The 17,232-nt window shown below is 72.1% G+C and carries 18 protein-coding genes; 2 read left to right on the top strand and 16 right to left on the bottom strand.

Annotated features, from left to right (window positions below):
• Positions 1-13 precede the first annotated feature (13 nt).
• The 4 genes from tsaE to ACGF0D_RS08580 form a co-directional block, all read right to left on the bottom strand.
• The gene (tsaE, locus tag ACGF0D_RS08595; RefSeq protein ID WP_392867290.1) at positions 14-511 is read right to left on the bottom strand and encodes a tRNA (adenosine(37)-N6)-threonylcarbamoyltransferase complex ATPase subunit type 1 TsaE; all 498 of its coding nucleotides are present in this window, start codon (positions 509-511) and stop codon (positions 14-16) included.
• A 102-nt stretch (positions 512-613) separates the two neighbouring features.
• Entirely contained in the window at positions 614-1,858 is a 1,245-nt protein-coding gene (locus ACGF0D_RS08590) for an alpha/beta fold hydrolase (RefSeq protein WP_392867293.1), read from the bottom strand.
• Positions 1,855-3,054 carry an alanine racemase gene (alr, locus tag ACGF0D_RS08585; RefSeq protein ID WP_392914384.1) on the bottom strand — a complete coding sequence of 400 codons (1,200 nt, stop codon included), beginning with the start codon at positions 3,052-3,054 and terminating at the stop codon, positions 1,855-1,857. The genes ACGF0D_RS08590 and alr overlap by 4 nt, the downstream gene beginning before the upstream one ends.
• Positions 3,055-3,159: 105 nt before the next feature.
• Positions 3,160-4,671 (bottom strand): NAD(P)H-hydrate dehydratase, encoded by a 1,512-nt coding sequence (locus ACGF0D_RS08580; protein WP_392914383.1) that lies wholly within the window; start codon positions 4,669-4,671, stop codon positions 3,160-3,162.
• 171 nt (positions 4,672-4,842) lie between these two features.
• Between ACGF0D_RS08580 and ACGF0D_RS08575 the strand changes: the two genes are divergently transcribed.
• Positions 4,843-5,400 (top strand): Uma2 family endonuclease, encoded by a 558-nt coding sequence (locus tag ACGF0D_RS08575; RefSeq protein ID WP_392867302.1) that lies wholly within the window; start codon positions 4,843-4,845, stop codon positions 5,398-5,400.
• 34 nt (positions 5,401-5,434) lie between these two features.
• Here the strand turns inward: ACGF0D_RS08575 and glmS are convergent, their stop codons facing one another.
• Positions 5,435-7,291, bottom strand: a complete 1,857-nt coding sequence (gene glmS, locus ACGF0D_RS08570; protein WP_392867305.1) for a glutamine--fructose-6-phosphate transaminase (isomerizing) — start codon at positions 7,289-7,291, stop codon at positions 5,435-5,437.
• A 99-nt stretch (positions 7,292-7,390) separates the two neighbouring features.
• Between glmS and coaA the strand changes: the two genes are divergently transcribed.
• Positions 7,391-8,386, top strand: coding sequence for a type I pantothenate kinase (gene coaA / locus ACGF0D_RS08565; protein WP_392867308.1), 996 nt, complete (start codon positions 7,391-7,393; stop codon positions 8,384-8,386).
• Positions 8,387-8,453: 67 nt separating this feature from the next.
• Here coaA and glmM read toward each other — a convergent pair whose 3' ends face one another.
• From glmM to infA, 11 genes are all read right to left on the bottom strand, one after another.
• Positions 8,454-9,818 (bottom strand): phosphoglucosamine mutase, encoded by a 1,365-nt coding sequence (gene glmM, locus ACGF0D_RS08560; RefSeq protein WP_392867310.1) that lies wholly within the window; start codon positions 9,816-9,818, stop codon positions 8,454-8,456.
• A 165-nt stretch (positions 9,819-9,983) separates the two neighbouring features.
• Entirely contained in the window at positions 9,984-10,487 is a 504-nt protein-coding gene (rpsI, locus tag ACGF0D_RS08555) for a 30S ribosomal protein S9 (RefSeq protein ID WP_392867313.1), read from the bottom strand.
• 45 nt (positions 10,488-10,532) lie between these two features.
• Positions 10,533-10,976, bottom strand: a complete 444-nt coding sequence (gene rplM / locus ACGF0D_RS08550; RefSeq protein WP_030055846.1) for a 50S ribosomal protein L13 — start codon at positions 10,974-10,976, stop codon at positions 10,533-10,535.
• A gap of 232 nt (positions 10,977-11,208) precedes the next feature.
• The gene (locus ACGF0D_RS08545; protein WP_392867316.1) at positions 11,209-12,867 is read right to left on the bottom strand and encodes an ABC-F family ATP-binding cassette domain-containing protein; all 1,659 of its coding nucleotides are present in this window, start codon (positions 12,865-12,867) and stop codon (positions 11,209-11,211) included.
• A 49-nt stretch (positions 12,868-12,916) separates the two neighbouring features.
• Positions 12,917-13,822, bottom strand: a complete 906-nt coding sequence (gene truA / locus ACGF0D_RS08540; protein ID WP_392867319.1) for a tRNA pseudouridine(38-40) synthase TruA — start codon at positions 13,820-13,822, stop codon at positions 12,917-12,919.
• 81 nt (positions 13,823-13,903) lie between these two features.
• On the bottom strand, positions 13,904-14,371 hold the full coding sequence (rplQ, locus tag ACGF0D_RS08535) for a 50S ribosomal protein L17 (protein WP_392867322.1): 468 nt from the start codon (positions 14,369-14,371) through the stop codon (positions 13,904-13,906).
• A 127-nt stretch (positions 14,372-14,498) separates the two neighbouring features.
• A complete protein-coding gene (locus ACGF0D_RS08530) occupies positions 14,499-15,521 on the bottom strand; it encodes a DNA-directed RNA polymerase subunit alpha (protein ID WP_049649049.1) in 1,023 nt (340 codons plus the stop codon).
• A 130-nt stretch (positions 15,522-15,651) separates the two neighbouring features.
• The gene (rpsK, locus tag ACGF0D_RS08525) at positions 15,652-16,059 is read right to left on the bottom strand and encodes a 30S ribosomal protein S11 (RefSeq protein ID WP_030232513.1); all 408 of its coding nucleotides are present in this window, start codon (positions 16,057-16,059) and stop codon (positions 15,652-15,654) included.
• A gap of 72 nt (positions 16,060-16,131) precedes the next feature.
• On the bottom strand, positions 16,132-16,512 hold the full coding sequence (rpsM, locus tag ACGF0D_RS08520; RefSeq protein ID WP_316523629.1) for a 30S ribosomal protein S13: 381 nt from the start codon (positions 16,510-16,512) through the stop codon (positions 16,132-16,134).
• Positions 16,513-16,688: 176 nt separating this feature from the next.
• Positions 16,689-16,802, bottom strand: a complete 114-nt coding sequence (gene rpmJ, locus ACGF0D_RS08515) for a 50S ribosomal protein L36 (RefSeq protein WP_003956441.1) — start codon at positions 16,800-16,802, stop codon at positions 16,689-16,691.
• Positions 16,803-16,835: 33 nt separating this feature from the next.
• The gene (gene infA, locus ACGF0D_RS08510) at positions 16,836-17,057 is read right to left on the bottom strand and encodes a translation initiation factor IF-1 (RefSeq protein WP_003956442.1); all 222 of its coding nucleotides are present in this window, start codon (positions 17,055-17,057) and stop codon (positions 16,836-16,838) included.
• Positions 17,058-17,232: the final 175 nt, after the last annotated feature.

The raw sequence follows: 17,232 nt of genomic DNA, 5'->3' as shown, positions 1-17,232 counted from the left end.
GGCAACGCGTCGGCTATCCGAGGTCCGCCAGCGCCGCGTCCGCCCAGCGCGGGCCGATGCCCGTCAGCACCACCCGGCGCGGGTCCTGGTCGTCGCCGTCCGCGGTGTCACCGATGGCACGCTCGATCCGGACCTCCAGCCGGTCCTCGGACAGCCGCTCGACCTTGCCCTCGCCCCACTCGACCACGACCACCGACTCGGGCAGCGAGACGTCCAGGTCGAGGTCCTCCATCTCGTCCAGGTCCCCGCCCAGCCGGTACGCGTCCACGTGCACCAGCGCCGGGCCGCCGACCAGCGAGGGGTGCACCCGGGCGATCACGAAGGTCGGCGAGGTCACCGCCCCGCGGACCTGCAGGCCCTCCCCCAGGCCGCGGGTCAGCGTGGTCTTCCCCGCCCCCAGCTCGCCGGAGAGCAGCACCAGGTCCCCCGGCCGCAGCAGCGCGGCCAGCTCCCGGCCGAGCCGGCCCATCCGCTCCGGGGTTGGGACGGTGAGAGTGGCGTGCGAGCCCATGCGCGTGTCTTGCCCTTCGGTCCGTACCGGCGCACCGACCACCGGCCGCCACCGCTACCGTGCCACATCCGCGCGCCCCTGTGCGGTGGGCGGGGCCCTGAGTCACACCGGATCGGCGACGCTCTCCGCGGCCCGCTCCCGGGCCAGGTCGAGGACGGCCGCGGGCAGCGGCGCCGCCCCGGCGAAGCCGGCGGCCCGGCGCAGCAGCCGCGCCAGCTCGTGGTCGACCAGCTCGGGGCGCTCCAGCATCACCAGGTGCCCGGCGCCCTCGGCCGGCACCAGCTCGGCGCCGGGCAGCCGCTCGGCGATCGCCTCGCTGTGCGTCGAGGGCGTCAGCAGGTCCTTCGTCCCGGCCAGCACCAGCGCGGGCAGGCCGCGCAGGGCGACCAGCGCCTCGTACTTCTCGTGCGCCCCGAACACCGGGTAGAACTCGGCGACCACGTCGATCGGGGTGGCGTCCAGCAGCTGCTCGGCGAAGCGCACCACGCCGGGGTCGACGTCCCGGCCGCCGAAGGAGAACCTCCGGTAGAACACCGCGGCCACGTCCGAGCCCAGCCGCCTGGTCGCCTCGACCAGGTCGACCTGGCGGCCCAGCAGCTTCACCATCCCGGGCGCGACCTTCTTGAACAGCTTCGCGCCGGCCTTCGGCAGGCCCAGGCTGACGTCGTTCCAGTCCCCGGCGAGGGTCCCGATCAGCGCCACGCCGGCGACACGCTCGCGGAACAGCTCCGGGTGCTGGTCGGCCAGCGCCATCACCGTCATGCCGCCCATCGAGTGGCCCACCAGCACCAGCGGCCCGGTCGGGGCGACGGCGTCGATCACCGCCTTGAGGTCGCCGCCCAGCTGGTCGATGCCGGCCGGCTCCCCCGCCAGGTAGGAGCGGGAGCGCTCGGAGCGGCCGTGGCTGCGCTGGTCCCAGAAGACCAGCCGCATGCCGTCGCGCAGCGCGGCCCGCTGGAAGTGCCAGCTGTCCTGGTTGAGGCAGTAGCCGTGGCAGAACACCACGGTCAGCGGTTCCGGGCGGTGGCTCGCTGCGCGGCCGTCGCCGTCCGGCTCGCTCCAGCCGGTGCCGTCCAGCTCGACGTACAGCTCGGTGCCGTCCGGCGCGGCCACCGTCCGCGGACGGCCGCGCAGCGAGCCGTACGGGGCGTTCGCGTCCAGCTCGGCCCGGGCCCTGCGGCGCATCGCCCGGCCGACGGTCAGCCGCTCTATCGCGACGCCCGCGGCCGCCCCGGCCGCCAGCACGCCGACCGAGATCCCGATCACTCCCGCCCGGCTCACCCCGGCGGCGCCGGCCGCCTTGGCGACCGCCGCGACCGGACCTCGCTCGGCCGGTGCGTCGGTCATGCCGACGGGCCCTCGGTGTGGCTGCCGCCCAGGTAGCGGCGGGGCACCCGGGCGCCGATCCGGGTGATGATCTCGTACGAGATGGTGCCGCAGGCGCGGGCCCAGTCCTCGGCGGTGGGCTCGCCGCGCTCGCCGTTGCCGAACAGCAGCACCTCGTCGCCGATCTCCGGGGTGTCGCCGCCGAGGTCCACCACGAACTGGTCCATCGCGACCCGGCCGGCCACCGTGCGCCACTTGCCGCCGATCTGCACCGGGCCGGTGCCGCTGGCGTGCCGGGGGATGCCGTCGCCGTAGCCGAGCGGCACCAGGCCCAGGGTGGTCTCGCCCGGCGTCGTGTAGTGGTGGCCGTAGCTGACCCCGTGTCCGCCGGGGACCTGCTTGACCAGCGCCAGCCGCGCGGTCAGCGCCATCACCGGGCGCAGCCCGAAGTCCGCCGGGGAGCCCACCTCGGGCACCGGCGACAGCCCGTACGCGGCCAGGCCGGTGCGGACCAGGTCGAAGTGCGCCTCGGGCAGCAGCAGGGCGGCCGGGGAGTTCGCCAGGTGCCGGACCTCGGGGCGCAGCCCGGCGGCCTCGGCCGTGGCCAGCGCGGTGCGGTAGGAGTCCAGCTGGGCCTGGATCGACGGGTGGCCGGGCTCGTCCGCCGCGGCGAAGTGCGACCAGACGCCGACGACCGTCAGCAGTCCCTCCGCCTCGGCCCGGCGGGCGGCGGCCACCAGCTGCGGCCAGTCGTGCGGCTGGCAGCCGTTGCGGCCGAGGCCGGTGTCGGCCTTCAGGTGCACCCGGGCCGGGATGCCGGTCTCGCGCACGGCGGGCAGCAGCTCGTCCAGCGCCCACTGGCCGCTGACCGAGATGTCCAGGTCCGCGCGCAGCGCCTCGCGCCACGGGCCGCCCGGCGTCCACAGCCAGCACAGGATGCGGGCCTGCTCGGGGCGGATGCCCGCGGCCCGCAGTGCCAGCGCCTCGTCCGGGGTCGCGCAGCCGAGCCAGCCGACGCCGTTCGCGACCGCCTCCCGGGCGCACTCGACCGCGCCGTGGCCGTAGGCGTTCGCCTTGACCGCGAGCATCACCGCCGCGTTGCCGACGCGCTCGCGCAGCGCCGCGAGGTTGCCGCGCAGGGCGGCGAGATCGATGGTCGCCTCGGCCCGTACGCCGTCGGTGAGGGTGGCCGTGCCGGTCGTGTTCGCAGTTGTCATCAGGGTCAGTCTCCCAGACGTCCCGGAGTCCTCGCCGAACGGCCCGTCGGGCACGACGGCCCCCTACGACGCGCCGACGTGCGGCGGACCGCCCGTTCACCCCGTTCAGGACGCCGCGACCGGACGTTCCGGTTCCGGCGCCCACCCCTCGCGGACCGCCCGCCACACCGCCGGCAGCGCCCCGGCCACCGCGAGCGCCGTCGTCGGGGCGCCCGGCGCGCCCGCCGCCTCGCGGCCGGCCAGGCCGTGCAGGTAGGCGGCCACCGACGCGGCGTCCAGCGGCGCGAGGCCCGCCGCCAGCAGGGAGCCGGCCAGCCCGGCCAGGACGTCGCCGCTGCCGGCGGTGGCCAGCCAGGAGGTGCCGGTCGGGTTCACCCGGACGGCCCCGCCCGGGTCGGCGACCACCGTGGTGGAGCCCTTCAGCAGCACCGTCGCGCGGTAGTGCGCCGCCAGCTGGCGGGCGGTGGCCAGCCGGGCCGCGGCCAGGTCGTCGGCGGCCGGCGGCGTGCCGCCCTCGGCGCCCGCGAGCAGCCGGGCGGCCTCGCCGGTGTGCGGGGTGAGCAGGGTGGGCGCGGTGCGGCCGGCCAGCGCGTCCGGACCGAGCCGGCCCAGCTCGGTCAGGCCGTCCGCGTCCACCAGCACCGGGACGTCGCTCGCCAGCGCCTCGGTCAGCGCCTGCCGCGCCCCCTCGCCGCCGCCCGGCCCGACCACCCAGGCCTGCACCCGCCCGGCACCGGCCGGGCCGCCCTCGGTGACCAGCGTCTCCGGGAAGCGCCGCACCACCTCCTCGGCCGCCGTGCCGACGTACCGGACGGCGCCCGCGCCGCCGTGCAGCGCCCCCGCCACGGCCAGCAGCGCCGCCCCCGGGTAGGTCGCCGAGCCGGCCGCCACCCCGACGACGCCGCGCCGGTACTTGTCGCTCTCCGCGCCCGGCACCGGCAGCAGCGCCGCCACGTCCGCGTGCTGGAGCGCCGTCACCTCCGCGGCGGGCGGCTCCAGCCCGATGCCGACCAGCTGCACCACGCCCGCGTACGAGGCCCCCGGGTCGACCAGCAGCCCGGGCTTGTACGTGCCGAAGCAGACCGTGACGTCCGCCCGCAGCGCCGCGCCCGGCACCTCGCCGGTGTCGGCGTCCACCCCGCTCGGCAGGTCCACCGCCACCACGGTCCCGGACCGCGAGGCCCGCGCGTACGGCTCCGCCTCGGGGCGCAGCCCGCCCCGGCCGCCGATGCCGACGATGCCGTCCAGCACCAGGTCCGCGCGCGAGAAGTCGGCCAGGCCGACTTCCTGCTCCACCGTCACCCGTCCGCCGGCGGCCCGCAGCGCGGCCAGCCCGCCCGGGTGCGCCTTCTCCGGCGTCAGCAGCACCGCCGTCACCCGCGCCCCGCGCCGGGCCAGCGCGGCCCCGGCGTACAGGGCGTCACCCCCGTTGTCCCCGCTGCCCGCCAGCACCGTCACCCGACTGCCGTACACCCGCCCCCGACGCCGCGTCAGCAGCCGCGCGCAGGTCGCCGCCAACCCCGCCGCCGCCCGCTGCATCAGCGTGCCCTCCGGCAGCCGCGCCATCAGCTCCGCCTCCGCGGCCCGGACGGTTTCCACAGGGTGTGCATGGCGCATGGCGGGTCTCCCTCGGCGATCGGCGTACCACCGACGCTAGCCCGCGCCGCGGCCCCACGGCAGGCCGGACTGCGGCAGACTTTCGAGTGACACCCACTTCGATGCCCCGCCGGTGTCGGTCCGTACGCCTACCTTGTGGCTCGGCACGGACCCACAGGAGGGAGAAGGGCCATGGTCGCCATGCCAGCCGTCGAGGGCCCGCTGGGCCGGGACAACCTCCTCCAGGCGTTCCTGGAGCTGGAAACGCCGCCCGGCTACAAGGCCGAGCTCGTCGAAGGGGAGATCGTTGTGACGCCACCACCGGACGGAGAGCACGAGGCCGCGTTCTCCCTGTTGAACCGGCAGTTCATGCGCAAGGCCGAGGCCGAGTTCGACCTGTCCGGCAACAAGGGGCTGGTCGTGCCGTCCGGGCGGTTCATCCCTGACGGAACCGTCAGCCCGGTCGGGCATTTCCTCAACGCCGATTCGTGGGCGGACGCCGCCGGCGTACTGCTCGTCTTCGAGGTCACGTCCACCAGCCCGGGCAGGGACCGCGAACAGAAGCGCCGCGGGTACGCCGCTGCCGGCATCCCCTGCTACCTGCTGGTCGACCGGGGCAAAGGCACGGTCACCCTGTTCACCAAGCCCGAGGGCGACGACTACACCGAGAAGGAGCCGGTCCCGTTCGGCAAGCCGATCGACCTGCCCGCCCCATTCTCCTTCACCCTCGACACGGCGCCCCTGCGGTAGGGCACAGCCACCGCAGGGACGCCGTGGTCGTCACTTACTCGACGGTGACCGACTTCGCCAGGTTGCGCGGCTGGTCGACCTCGTGGCCCTTGGCCGTGGCCAGCTCGCAGGCGAAGACCTGGAGCGGGACGGTGGCGACCAGCGGCTGGAGCAGGGTCGGGGTGGCCGGGATGCGGATCAGGTGGTCCGCGTACGGGACGACGGCCTCGTCGCCCTCCTCGGCGATCACGATCGTGCGGGCGCCGCGGGCCCGGATCTCCTGGATGTTGGAGACGATCTTGTCGTGCAGGATCGACCGGCCGCGCGGCGAGGGCACGACCACCACGACCGGCAGCCCCTCCTCGATCAGGGCGATCGGGCCGTGCTTGAGTTCGCCCGCCGCGAAGCCCTCGGCGTGCATGTACGCCAGCTCCTTGAGCTTGAGCGCGCCCTCCAGGGCCACCGGGAAGCCGACGTGGCGGCCGAGGAACAGCACCGAGCGGGCGTCGGCCAGCGAGCGGGCCAGCTCGCGCACCGGCTCCATGGTCTCCAGGACCTGCTCGACCTGCTTCGGCGCGTCGCCGAGCTCCTTGATGACGGCGAAGATCTCGTCGCCCCACTTGGTGCCGCGCACCTGGCCCAGGTACAGGGCGACCAGGTAGCAGGCGACCAGCTGGGTCAGGAACGCCTTGGTGGAGGCGACCGCGACCTCCGGGCCGGCGTGGGTGTACAGCACCGCGTCCGACTCGCGCGGGATGGTGGAGCCGTTGGTGTTGCAGATCGCCAGCACCTTGGCGCCCTGCTCGCGGGCGTGCCGCAGGGCCATCAGGGTGTCCATGGTCTCGCCGGACTGCGAGATGGCGATGACGAGCGTGCCCGGGCCCATGATCGGGTCGCGGTAGCGGAACTCGGAGGCGACCTCGACCTCGCAGGGGATGCGGGTCCAGTGCTCGATCGCGTACTTGGCGATCATGCCGGCGTGGAAGGCCGTGCCGCAGGCCACGATGACGACCTTGTCGACCGAGCGCAGGTCGGCGTCGGAGATCCGCAGCTCGTCGAGGGTGAGCCGGCCGTCGGTGCCGATCCGGCCGAGCAGGGTGTCGGCGACCGCCTTCGGCTGCTCGGCGATCTCCTTGAGCATGAAGTAGTCGTAGCCGCCCTTCTCGGCGGCGGAGGCGTCCCAGTCGACGTGGTACTCGCGCACGTCGGCCGGGGTGCCGTCGAAGTTGGTGACGGTCACGCCCTCGCGGCGCAGCTCGACCACCTGGTCCTGGCCCAGCTCGATCGCCTCACGGGTGTGGGCGATGAAGGCGGCGACGTCCGAGGCGAGGAAGTTCTCGCCCTCGCCGCGGCCGACCACCAGCGGCGAGTTGCGGCGGGCGCCGACGACCACGTCCGGCGCGTCCGCGTGCACGGACACCAGGGTGAAGGCGCCCTCCAGCTGACGGCAGACCACCCGCATGGCCTCGGCGAGGTCACCCGCGTAGGCCTCGCCCAGCAGGTGGGCGACGACCTCGGTGTCGGTCTCGGACCGGAGGGTGTGGCCGCGCTCGGCGATCTCGGCGCGCAGCTGGGCGAAGTTCTCGATGATGCCGTTGTGCACCACGGCCACCCGCTGCCGGTCGTCCAGGTGGGGGTGGGCGTTGGCGTCCGTCGGGCCGCCGTGGGTGGCCCAGCGGGTGTGGCCGATGCCGGTGGTGCCGCCGGGCAGAGGGGACTCGGCGAGCGACTTCTCCAGGTTGGCGAGCTTGCCCGCCTTCTTGTCCGTGGCCAGGCTCCACTGCCCCTCGGAGTCCTGGACCTGCACCGCGACACCGGCCGAGTCGTAACCCCGGTACTCCAGGCGCTGCAAGCCTGCGATTACTACGTCGAGGGCGGACTGAGCGCCCACGTATCCAACAATTCCGCACATGCGTGCCAGCATAAGGGCGGTTCTGTGGCCGTTTTCCCGCCGCGCGCGAACGCTGCGTGACCGACACCACAGCAACCGTGAACGGCGCGACGGCTCACAATGGAGCATGTGCTGACCGAACTCTGTACGCGGGGCGCCGCCACGCCCGGCCCGTCCCCGTCTCCCTACGTGGACCTCAGCCGGGCCGAGTGGAGCGCGCTGCGCGAGCGTACGCCGCTGCCGCTGAGCGCCGAGGAGGTGGAGCGGCTGCGCGGCCTCGGTACCGCCCTCGACCTGGACGAGGTCCGCGACGTCTACCTGCCGCTGTCGCGACTGCTGAACCTGTACATCCACGCCACGCACGAGCTGCGCGGCGCGCTGGGCACCTTCCTGGACACCCCGGACACCGAGCGCACCCGCACCCCGTTCATCATCGGCGTGGCCGGCTCCGTCGCGGTCGGCAAGTCGACCACCGCCCGTCTGCTCCAGGCGCTGCTCGCCCGCTGGCCCGAGCACCCCCGGGTCGAACTGGTCACCACCGACGGCTTCCTGCTGCCCAACGCCGAGCTGCGCCGCCGCGGCCTGATGGCCCGCAAGGGCTTCCCGGAGTCGTACGACCGCCGGGCGCTGATGCGGTTCGTCGCGGACGTGAAGGCGGGCAAGGAGCGGGTCAGCGCGCCGGTCTACTCGCACCTGGTGTACGACATCGTGCAGGGCGAGCGGCTCACCGTGGAACGCCCGGACATCCTGATCGTCGAGGGCCTGAACGTGCTCCAGCCGGCCCTGCCCGGCACCGACGGCCGCACCCGCCTCGCGGTGGCCGACTACTTCGACTTCTCGATCTACGTCGACGCCCGGACCGACGACATCGAGCACTGGTACCTGGACCGCTTCCGCAAGCTGCGGCAGACCGCCTTCCAGGACCCGAACTCCTACTTCCGCCGCTTCACCGAGGTGCCGGAGGAGGAGGCGATGGAGTACGGCCGGCAGGTCTGGCGCACCATCAACAAGCCCAACCTGCTGGAGAACGTCCTGCCGACCCGCGGCCGGGCCACCCTGATCCTCCAGAAGGGCCAGGACCACAAGGTCCGCCGGGCGCTGCTGCGCAAGCTCTGAGGCGTCATCGGAGCAACACCGACGGCCCCCACCGGAACCCGGTGGGGGCCTCGTGCCGTACGGGGGCTCAGCCCAGGTGGGTGCGCACCGCCTCGGCCAGCCGCTGCGCGACCGCCTCGGCCTGCGCCGGGTCGGCGGCCTCGACCATCACCCGGACCAGCGGCTCGGTGCCCGACGAGCGCAGCAGCACCCGGCCGGTGGAGCCCAGCTCGGCCTCGGCGCCGGCGACCGCGGCGGCCAGCTCGGTGCTGGTCCGCACCCGGGACTTGTCGACGCCCTTGACGTTGATCAGCACCTGCGGCAGCCGGGTCATCACGGCGGCCAGGTCGGCCAGCGGCTGCTTGGTGGCGGCCAGCCGGGCGCCCAGCATCAGGCCGGTCAGGGTGCCGTCACCGGTGGTGGCGTGGTCCAGCAGGATCACGTGGCCGGACTGCTCACCGCCCAGCGCGAAGCCGTGCTCCTTCATCGCCTCCAGCACGTAGCGGTCGCCGACGGCGGTCTCCACCAGCTCGACGCCTTCGCGCTCCATCGCCAGCTTGAAGCCGAGGTTGGACATCACGGTGGCCACCGCGGTGTTGCGGCGCAGGGTGCCGGCCTCCTTCATGGCGACGGCGAGGATGGCGATGATCTGGTCGCCGTCCACCTCGTTGCCCTCGGCGTCGGCGGCCAGGCAGCGGTCGGCGTCGCCGTCCAGGGCGATGCCCAGGTCGGCCTTGTGCTCCTTCATCGCGACGCGCAGCCGGTCCAGGTGGGTGGAGCCGACGCCGTCGTTGATGTTGAGGCCGGTGGGCTCGGCCCCCAGGGTGTGGACCACCTCGGCGCCGGCCCGGGCGAAGGCCTCGGGGGCGACGTAGGCGGCCGCGCCGTGGGCGCCGTCGATGACGACCTTGACGCCGTCCAGGCGGTTGGGCAGCACGCCGATCAGGTGGGCGACGTACTTGTCGAAGCCCTCGGTGTACTCGCGCACCCGGCCGACGGCCGCGCCGGTCGGACGGTTCCAGTCCTCGTCGCCGAGCGAGTGCTTGCGGTAGTGGGTCTCGATCGCGTCCTCGATCCGGTCGTCCAGCTTGTGGCCGCCGCGGGCGAGGAACTTGATGCCGTTGTCCGGCATGGCGTTGTGGCTGGCGGACAGCATCACGCCGAAGTCGGCGCCGAGCGCGCCGGTGAGGTACGCCACGGCCGGGGTGGGCAGGACGCCGACCCGCAGGACGTCGACGCCGGCGCTCGCCAGACCGGCGATGACGGCGGCCTCGAGGAACTCGCCCGAGGCGCGCGGGTCACGGCCGACCACCGCGACCGGCCGGTGGCCGTCGAAGGCGCCGGCCTCACCGAGCACATGGGCCGCCGCGACCGACAGGCCGAGGGCCAGCTCCGCCGTCAGGCCCTCGTTGGCCACCCCGCGCACGCCGTCCGTACCGAAGAGTCGTCCCACTGTCCCGTCCTCCATCACCACTGCTCGGAACCCAACCGATGATCCCGGCCGCCGCACAGTAGCCGGGGAACACGTCGCCCCGGAGTACGCGAGGTACTCCGGGGCGACGGTTTCGCGCAACCAGGGGGTGCGCCGCCAGGGCGGACCGCACCCCCGGGGAGGCGATTAGCGCTTGCTGTACTGCGGCGCCTTGCGGGCCTTCTTCAGACCGGCCTTCTTGCGCTCGACGGCGCGGGCGTCACGGGTCAGGAAGCCGGCCTTCTTCAGCGCGCCGCGGTTGTTGTCCACGTCGGCCTCGTTCAGGGCACGGGCGACGCCGAGGCGCAGCGCGTAGGCCTGGCCGGAGACGCCGCCACCGCTGATGCGGGCGACGACGTCGTAACGGCCGTCCAGCTCCAGGAGCTTGAAGGGCTCGTTCACGGTCTGCTGGTGCACCTTGTTCGGGAAGTAGCCCTCGAGGGTGCGACCGTTGATCTTCCACACGCCGGTGCCGGGGACGATGCGCACGCGGGCGATCGCCTCCTTGCGACGGCCCAGGCCGGCGCCGGGGACGGCCTCGCCGAAGCGGCCGGCCAGCGACTCGGAGGTGTAGCTCTCCTCGGAGGTGTACTCGCCCTCGACGACGGTCTCGTCGAAGTCGACCTCAAGGGTTTCAGTGGTCTCGGCCACGGTGTTCCTCAGCTCTTTTCAGTGTTGGGGGGCTTGGTGGCCGAATTACTGCGCGACCTGGGTGATCTCGAACGGCACCGGCTGCTGGGCAGCGTGCGGGTGCTGGTCGCCCGAGTAGACCTTCAGCTTCGAGAGCATCTGGCGACCCAGGCTGTTCTTGGGGATCATGCCCTTGATGGCCTTCTCGACGGCCTTCTCCGGGTTGTTCGCCAGCAGGTCGTCGTAGCGCACCGAGCGCAGACCACCCGGGAAGCCCGAGTGGCGGTAGGCCAGCTTCTGGGTCTTCTTGTTACCGGACAGGTGCACCTTGTCGGCGTTGATGATGATGACGAAGTCACCAGTGTCAACGTGCGGCGCGTAGATCGCCTTGTGCTTACCCCGGAGGAGGTTGGCGGCCTGGGAGGCCAGGCGGCCCAGCACGACGTCGGTCGCGTCGATGACGTGCCACTGACGCTGGACGTCGCCGGGCTTGGGGCTGTACGTACGCACGGTCGTAGCCTTCGCTTTTCAGTGAGTGAGTCCTGACAGGAGCACCCGGACGGAAGAGCAGCCTGGCCATCCTTGGACGCAATTCAAGGGGGACCGCTGGTCGACGACCTGATGTCTCCGGCGTACCGACCTCTCACGTGAGATAGAGCGAGCCAATACGCACATCAAGCGTCCAGGTTACCGGCAGGGCGGGGGCGGGTCAAAAATGCCCGGGACCGACCCCCGCCGTCACTCAGCGTTCGCGCTCCACCCGGGTCACGTCCCAGACCGGCTCCGGCGACTCGTACACCCGGCCGTCCGCGCCGAACACCAGGAAGCGGTCGAAGGTCTTGGCGAACCAGCGGTCGTGGGTGACGCACAGCACGGTGCCGTCGAAGGCCTCCAGGCCGGCCTGCAGGGCCTCGGCGCTCTCCAGGTCCAGGTTGTCGGTCGGCTCGTCGAGCAACAGGGCCGTCACGCCGGAGAGTTCGAGCTTGAGGATCATCAGCCGGGCCTGCTGCCCGCCGGACAGCGACTCGAACTTCTGCTCCTCCTGGCGGTCCAGCTCGTACCGGCGCAGCGCGCCCATCGCGGCGCCGCGGCTGAGCGCGTGCTCCTCCTCGACGATCGACCGCACGGTGCGGCCGAACAGCTCCGGGTGGGCGTGGGTCTGCCGGAAGTGGCCGGGCACGACCCGGGCGCCGAGCTTCCAGTCGCCGGTGTGCGCGACCGACCCGTCACCGGCCAGCAGCCGCAGGAGGTGTGACTTGCCGGCGCCGTTGGCACCCAGCACCGCGACCCGCTCGCCGTAGAAGACCTCCAGGTCGAAGGGCTGCATCAGGCCGGTGAGCTCCAGCTGCTCCATGGTGAAGGCGCGCACGCCGGTGCGCCCGCCCTTGAGCCGCATGGTGATGGTCTGCTCGCGCGGCGGCGCCTCCGGCGGACCGGCGTCCTCGAACTTCTTCAGCCTGGTCTGGGCGGCGGCGTAGCGGGAGGCCATCTCGTGGCTGACCGCGGCGGCCTGGCGCAGGGTGACGACCAGCTTCTTGAGCTTGGCGTGCTCCTCGTCCCAGCGGCGGCGCAGCTCCTCGAAGCGCTCGAAGCGGGCCTTGCGGGCCTCGTGGAAGGTGTCGAAGCCGCCGCCGTGCACCCAGACGCTGCTGCCGGTGGCGCCGGTCTCGACGGCGATGATCTTGTTCGCGGTCTTGGAGAGCAGCTCGCGGTCGTGCGAGATGAACAGCACGGTCTTCGAGGTGGCCTTGAGGGCCTCCTCCAGCCAGCGCTTGGCCGGGACGTCCAGGTAGTTGTCGGGCTCGTCGAGCAGCAGCACCTCGTCGGGGCCGCGCAGCAGCGCCTCCAGCACGAGCCGCTTCTGCTCGCCGCCGGAGAGGGTGTTCAGCCCGCGCCACTGGGCCTTGTCGAAGGGCATCCCCAGGGCCGCCATGGTGCAGACGTCCCAGTCGGTCTCGTAGTCGTAGCCGCCGACGTCGGCCCAGTCGGAGAGCGCCTGGGCGTAGGCCATCTGCGTCTTCTCGTCGTCCTGGGCGATCATCGCCAGCTCGGCGGCGTCCACCGCGCGGGCCGCCTTGGCGATCCGCTCCGGGGCGACGGACACCAGCAGGTCGCGCACCGAGGCGTCGGCCGGCAGCGCGCCGGGCGTGGCCTGCTGGTCCTCGCGGCCGGTGGTGCCGACGAACTGGCGCATCACGCCGAGCCCGCCGCTGATCGTCACCGAGCCGCCGTGCGGCTGGATGTCCCCCGCGATCATGCGCAGCAGCGTGGTCTTGCCGGCGCCGTTGGCGCCGACCAGGGCGACCGCGGCGCCCTCGCCCACCCGGAAGGACGCGTCGTCGAACAAGACGCGCCCGTCCGGCAGGTAGTACTCCAGGTGCGAAATCTCGACGTGTCCCATGGGAGCGATTCTCCCAAGCGGACGCGCCGGGCCAAAACGGATTACCTCACTACGCGCTCTGCCCGGGCAGGGTGCGCATCCGCCGGGCCGCGCGGTTGCGCTCGGCCAGCTGGTCGTCCGGCGGGTAGCCGACCTCCTCCAGCGTGAGCCCGTACGGCCGGATCACGTTGACGGCGGAGTTGCGCACCCCGCCGGCCAGCACCTCGCCGGGGAACTCCACCGGCCGGTGCCCGTCGCCGACCAGCAGCATCGCGCCGACCAGCGCCCGGACCATGTTGTGGCAGAAGGCGTCGGCCCGGACGGTGGCGACCGCGAGGGAGCCCTCCTGGGCGGCGTAGGAGTCCACCGGGACGCGGTCCCAGTGCAGCTCCAGCAGGGTGCGGATGGTGGTGGCGCCCTCGCGCTTCTTGCAGTACGCGGCGAAGTCGTGCTCGCCGAGCAGCAGCTCGGCCGCCCGGTTCATCCGGTCCACGTCCAGCGGGCGGTCGTGCCAGAGCACGTGGCCGCGCAGCAGCGGGTCGACCCCGCCGGGGTGGTCGGCGACCCGGTACGCGTACCGGCGCCAGATCGCCGAGAAGCGGGCGTCGAACCCGGCCGGCGCCTCGCCGACCCGGTAGATCCGGACGTCCCCGGGCAGCCGGCCGGCCAGCCGGCGCAGCAGCTTCTCCCGGTGCGCCTCCCACAGCTCGGCCGGCAGGTCGACGTGGGCGACCTGGCCGCGGGCGTGCACCCCGGCGTCGGTGCGCCCGGCCACGGTCAGCGGGAACAGCTCCGAGCTGCGGGTGACGATCTGGAGCGCGGTCTCGATCTCCTCCTGGACCGTCCGGCGGCCGCCCTTCTGGCGGGCCCAGCCGGAGAACTCGGCGCCCTGGTAGGCGAGGTCCAGCCGGACCCGGACGTACCCGTCGGCCGGGCCGTCCTTCACCGGCGGCCGCTCGGCGCAATCGTTGACCACTGCTCTTCACTCCCTGGACATGAGGAACGGGCCCGCTCCCCCATCGCTGGGGAAGCGGGCCCGCAACAACACCTAGTGGTGTCAGGCCTGCTCGGCGGCCTCGGTCTCGGTGGCCTCGACCTTGGCGTCGGCCTCCTTGACGGCACGCTTGGTGGCGGCCTCGGCCTCGCCGACGGCGGTCTGCGCGACGGTCAGCGCCTCGACCAGCTCGATCACGGCCATCGGGGCGTTGTCGCCACGACGGGGACCGATCTTGGTGATGCGGGTGTAGCCACCCGGGCGGTTCTCGTAGCGCGGCGCGATCTCGGTGAAGAGGGTGTGCAGCACCGACACGTCGGTGATGGTCTTGCGCACCAGGCGACGGTTGTGGATGTCGCCCTTCTTCGCCTTGGTGATCAGCTTCTCCGCCAGCGGGCGCATCCGACGGGCCTTGGCCTCGGTCGTGGTGATGCGGCCGTACTGGAACAGCTCCCGGCACAGGCCGGCGAGCAGCAGCGGCTCGTGGTGCGGGCCACCGCCCAGGCGGGCACCCTTGGTGGGACGCGGCATGGAATTACTCCTCGAATCTCCGACTGCGGCCGTACCAGGTACCGCAGCGGGCGTACGGGCACTGTGCCCGTACGGCTTTCAGGACGACGGGGGCGGTTCCGTGGAACCGCCCCCGCGGCCAATTCTCTTAGTACTGCTCGGTCTCGGCGAAGTGCGAGTCGTCGAGGTCGTCGGCGCCGAAGGCGTCGGCGGCAGCGGTCGGGTCGAACCCGGGCGGGCTGTCCTTGAGGGCCAGGCCCATGCCGGCCAGCTTCGCCTTGACCTCGTCGATCGACTTCGCACCGAAGTTGCGGATGTCGAGCAGGTCGGCCTCGGAGCGGGCGACGAGCTCACCCACGGTGTGGATGCCCTCGCGCTTGAGGCAGTTGTAGGAGCGGACCGTGAGCTCCAGCTCCTCGATCGGCAGCGCCAGGTCGGCGGCCAGGGCGGCGTCCGTCGGGGACGGGCCCATGTCGATGCCCTCGGCGTCGATGTTCAGCTCGCGGGCGAGGCCGAACAGCTCCACCAGGGTCTTGCCGGCCGAGGCCATGGCGTCACGCGGACGCATGGCGGGCTTGGTCTCGACGTCGACGATCAGCTTGTCGAAGTCGGTCCGCTGCTCGACACGGGTGGCCTCGACCTTGTAGGTGACCTTCAGCACGGGGCTGTAGATCGAGTCAACCGGGATGCGGCCGATCTCCTGGCCGGAGGCCTTGTTCTGGACGGCGGAGACGTAGCCGCGACCGCGCTCGACGGTCAGCTCCATCTCCAGCTTGCCCTTGCCGTTCAGCGTGGCGAGGACCAGCTCGGGGTTGTGCACCTCGACACCCGCCGGCGGGGCGATGTCGGCGGCGGTGACGACACCCGGGCCCTGCTTGCGCAGGTACATCACGACCGGCTCGTCGTGCTCCGAGGAGACGACCAGCTGCTTGATGTTGAGGATGAGGTCGGTCACGTCCTCCTTGACGCCCGGCACGGTGGTGAACTCGTGCAGGACGCCGTCGATGCGGATGCTGGTGACAGCGGCACCCGGGATCGACGACAGGAGCGTGCGGCGCAGGGAGTTGCCGAGGGTGTAGCCGAAGCCCGGCTCCAGCGGCTCGATCACGAACCGCGAGCGGAACTCGTCGACGACCTCTTCGGTCAGCGAAGGACGCTGAGCGATAAGCATGGGGGAAATCCTCCGGTTGTCTTCGGCACCCACTATTTGATGCCGACAGGACCAAGCGTACGGGGTCCCGCCGCGAAGCAGGACCCCGTACGAGGTTTACAGCAGGTACTGCGAGCCCGAAGGCGCTGCGTCAGACGCGGCGGCGCTTCGGCGGGCGGCAGCCGTTGTGCGGGGTGGGGGTGACGTCCTGGATCGAGCCGACCTCCAGGCCGGTGGCCTGGAGCGAACGGATCGCGGTCTCGCGGCCGGAGCCCGGACCCTTCACGAAGACGTCAACCTTGCGCATGCCGTGCTCCTGCGCGCGACGGGCAGCGGCCTCGGCGGCCATCTGCGCGGCGAACGGGGTGGACTTGCGCGAGCCCTTGAAGCCGACGTGGCCGGCGGAGGCCCAGGAGATCACGTTGCCCGCGGGGTCGGTGATCGAAACGATGGTGTTGTTGAACGTGCTCTTGATGTGCGCGTGGCCGTGAGCGACGTTCTTCTTTTCCTTGCGGCGGATCTTCTTCGCGCCGGCAGCCTGACGACCCTTGGGGGGCATAAGTCTGTTCTCCTACTGAGGTGGTCGGTCCGCTGACCCGCGGGCCGGAGGGATGTCCGGTTACGGGACGGACTACTTCTTGCCCGGCTTCTTCTTGCCGGCGATCGCGCGACGCGGGCCCTTGCGGGTACGCGCGTTGGTGTGGGTGCGCTGGCCGCGGACCGGCAGGCCACGGCGGTGACGCAGACCCTCGTAGCAGCCGATCTCGACCTTGCGGCGGATGTCGGCGGCCACCTCACGGCGGAGGTCACCCTCGACCGTGTAGTTGGCGTCGATGTACTGGCTCAGCTTGACGAGGTCGTCCTCGGTGATGTCGCGAACGCGGACATCCGGGTTGACACCGGTCTCGGCCAGGGTCTGCTGGGCGCGGGTACGGCCGATGCCGTACACGTAGGTGAGGGCGATCTCGATCCGCTTCTCACGGGGGAGATCAACGCCGGCGAGGCGTGCCATTCAAGGCTCCTGTGGTTCTTCAGAGGTCTTGCGTGCTACCTACTCCTTCGCCTCTCGACGATGGAGCCCCGGCCTCTGACCGGGGGTGGCAGTCCGTCCACGAGGGGACGGATCGGGTAGCCCGCTTATGACGTTTTCGCGTCGCGCGAAGTACTACGAGAAATGCTGGAGAGCGATCAGCCCTGGCGCTGCTTGTGGCGCAGGTTGTCGCAGATCACCATGACCCGGCCGTGGCGGCGGATCACCTTGCACTTGTCGCAGATCTTCTTGACGCTCGGCTTGACCTTCATGCTTCAGGTTCTCCGGGTCTAGATCTGACGTTCTTACTTGTAGCGGTAGACGATCCGCCCGCGCGTGAGGTCGTAGGGGCTGAGCTCCACGACGACCCGGTCGTCCGGCAGGATGCGGATGTAGTGCATGCGCATCTTGCCACTGATGTGCGCGAGGACCTTGTGACCGTTCTGCAGCTCGACCTTGAACATCGCGTTCGGAAGAGACTCGATCACGGTGCCCTCGATCTCAATGGCGCCTTGCTTCTTAGCCATGAACTGCGAGATCCACCTTCCGGGACCGGCTACCGTATGCGGAACGCTCGTGCGAACCTGGGTTCACCCCTCCCCCGGAGGGAAGAGGGCGCGCTGAAGCACGCTACGAGTGAGCCGACGGTCCATCCTACGCCAGCGCGTGCGGTGGACCAAAACGGGGGCCCCGGAAAGCGGT

It is taken from the genome of Kitasatospora sp. NPDC048298 (genome assembly GCF_043201465.1).
Classification (GTDB): Bacteria; Actinomycetota; Actinomycetes; order Streptomycetales; family Streptomycetaceae; genus Kitasatospora.
This window is presented reverse-complemented; position numbering and strand designations above follow the sequence as displayed.

Bases quoted from the DNA above. Each gene is read 5' to 3' on its own strand.
- ACGF0D_RS08580 (WP_392914383.1), bottom strand. From the start codon at position 4,671: ATGCGCCATGCACACCCTGTGGAAACCGTCCGGGCCGCGGAGGCGGAG.
- infA (WP_003956442.1), bottom strand. From the start codon at position 17,057: ATGGCTAAGAAGCAAGGCGCCATTGAGATCGAGGGCACCGTGATCGAG.
- ACGF0D_RS08545 (WP_392867316.1), bottom strand. From the start codon at position 12,867: ATGGGACACGTCGAGATTTCGCACCTGGAGTACTACCTGCCGGACGGG.
- rpsK (WP_030232513.1), bottom strand. From the start codon at position 16,059: ATGCCCCCCAAGGGTCGTCAGGCTGCCGGCGCGAAGAAGATCCGCCGC.
- rplQ (WP_392867322.1), bottom strand. From the start codon at position 14,371: ATGCCGCGTCCCACCAAGGGTGCCCGCCTGGGCGGTGGCCCGCACCAC.
- glmS (WP_392867305.1), bottom strand. From the start codon at position 7,291: ATGTGCGGAATTGTTGGATACGTGGGCGCTCAGTCCGCCCTCGACGTA.
- alr (WP_392914384.1), bottom strand. From the start codon at position 3,054: ATGACAACTGCGAACACGACCGGCACGGCCACCCTCACCGACGGCGTA.
- coaA (WP_392867308.1), top strand. From the start codon at position 7,391: ATGGAGCATGTGCTGACCGAACTCTGTACGCGGGGCGCCGCCACGCCC.
- rpmJ (WP_003956441.1), bottom strand. From the start codon at position 16,802: ATGAAGGTCAAGCCGAGCGTCAAGAAGATCTGCGACAAGTGCAAGGTG.
- tsaE (WP_392867290.1), bottom strand. From the start codon at position 511: ATGGGCTCGCACGCCACTCTCACCGTCCCAACCCCGGAGCGGATGGGC.
- ACGF0D_RS08590 (WP_392867293.1), bottom strand. From the start codon at position 1,858: ATGACCGACGCACCGGCCGAGCGAGGTCCGGTCGCGGCGGTCGCCAAG.
- rpsM (WP_316523629.1), bottom strand. From the start codon at position 16,512: ATGGCACGCCTCGCCGGCGTTGATCTCCCCCGTGAGAAGCGGATCGAG.
- ACGF0D_RS08530 (WP_049649049.1), bottom strand. From the start codon at position 15,521: ATGCTTATCGCTCAGCGTCCTTCGCTGACCGAAGAGGTCGTCGACGAG.
- ACGF0D_RS08575 (WP_392867302.1), top strand. From the start codon at position 4,843: ATGGTCGCCATGCCAGCCGTCGAGGGCCCGCTGGGCCGGGACAACCTC.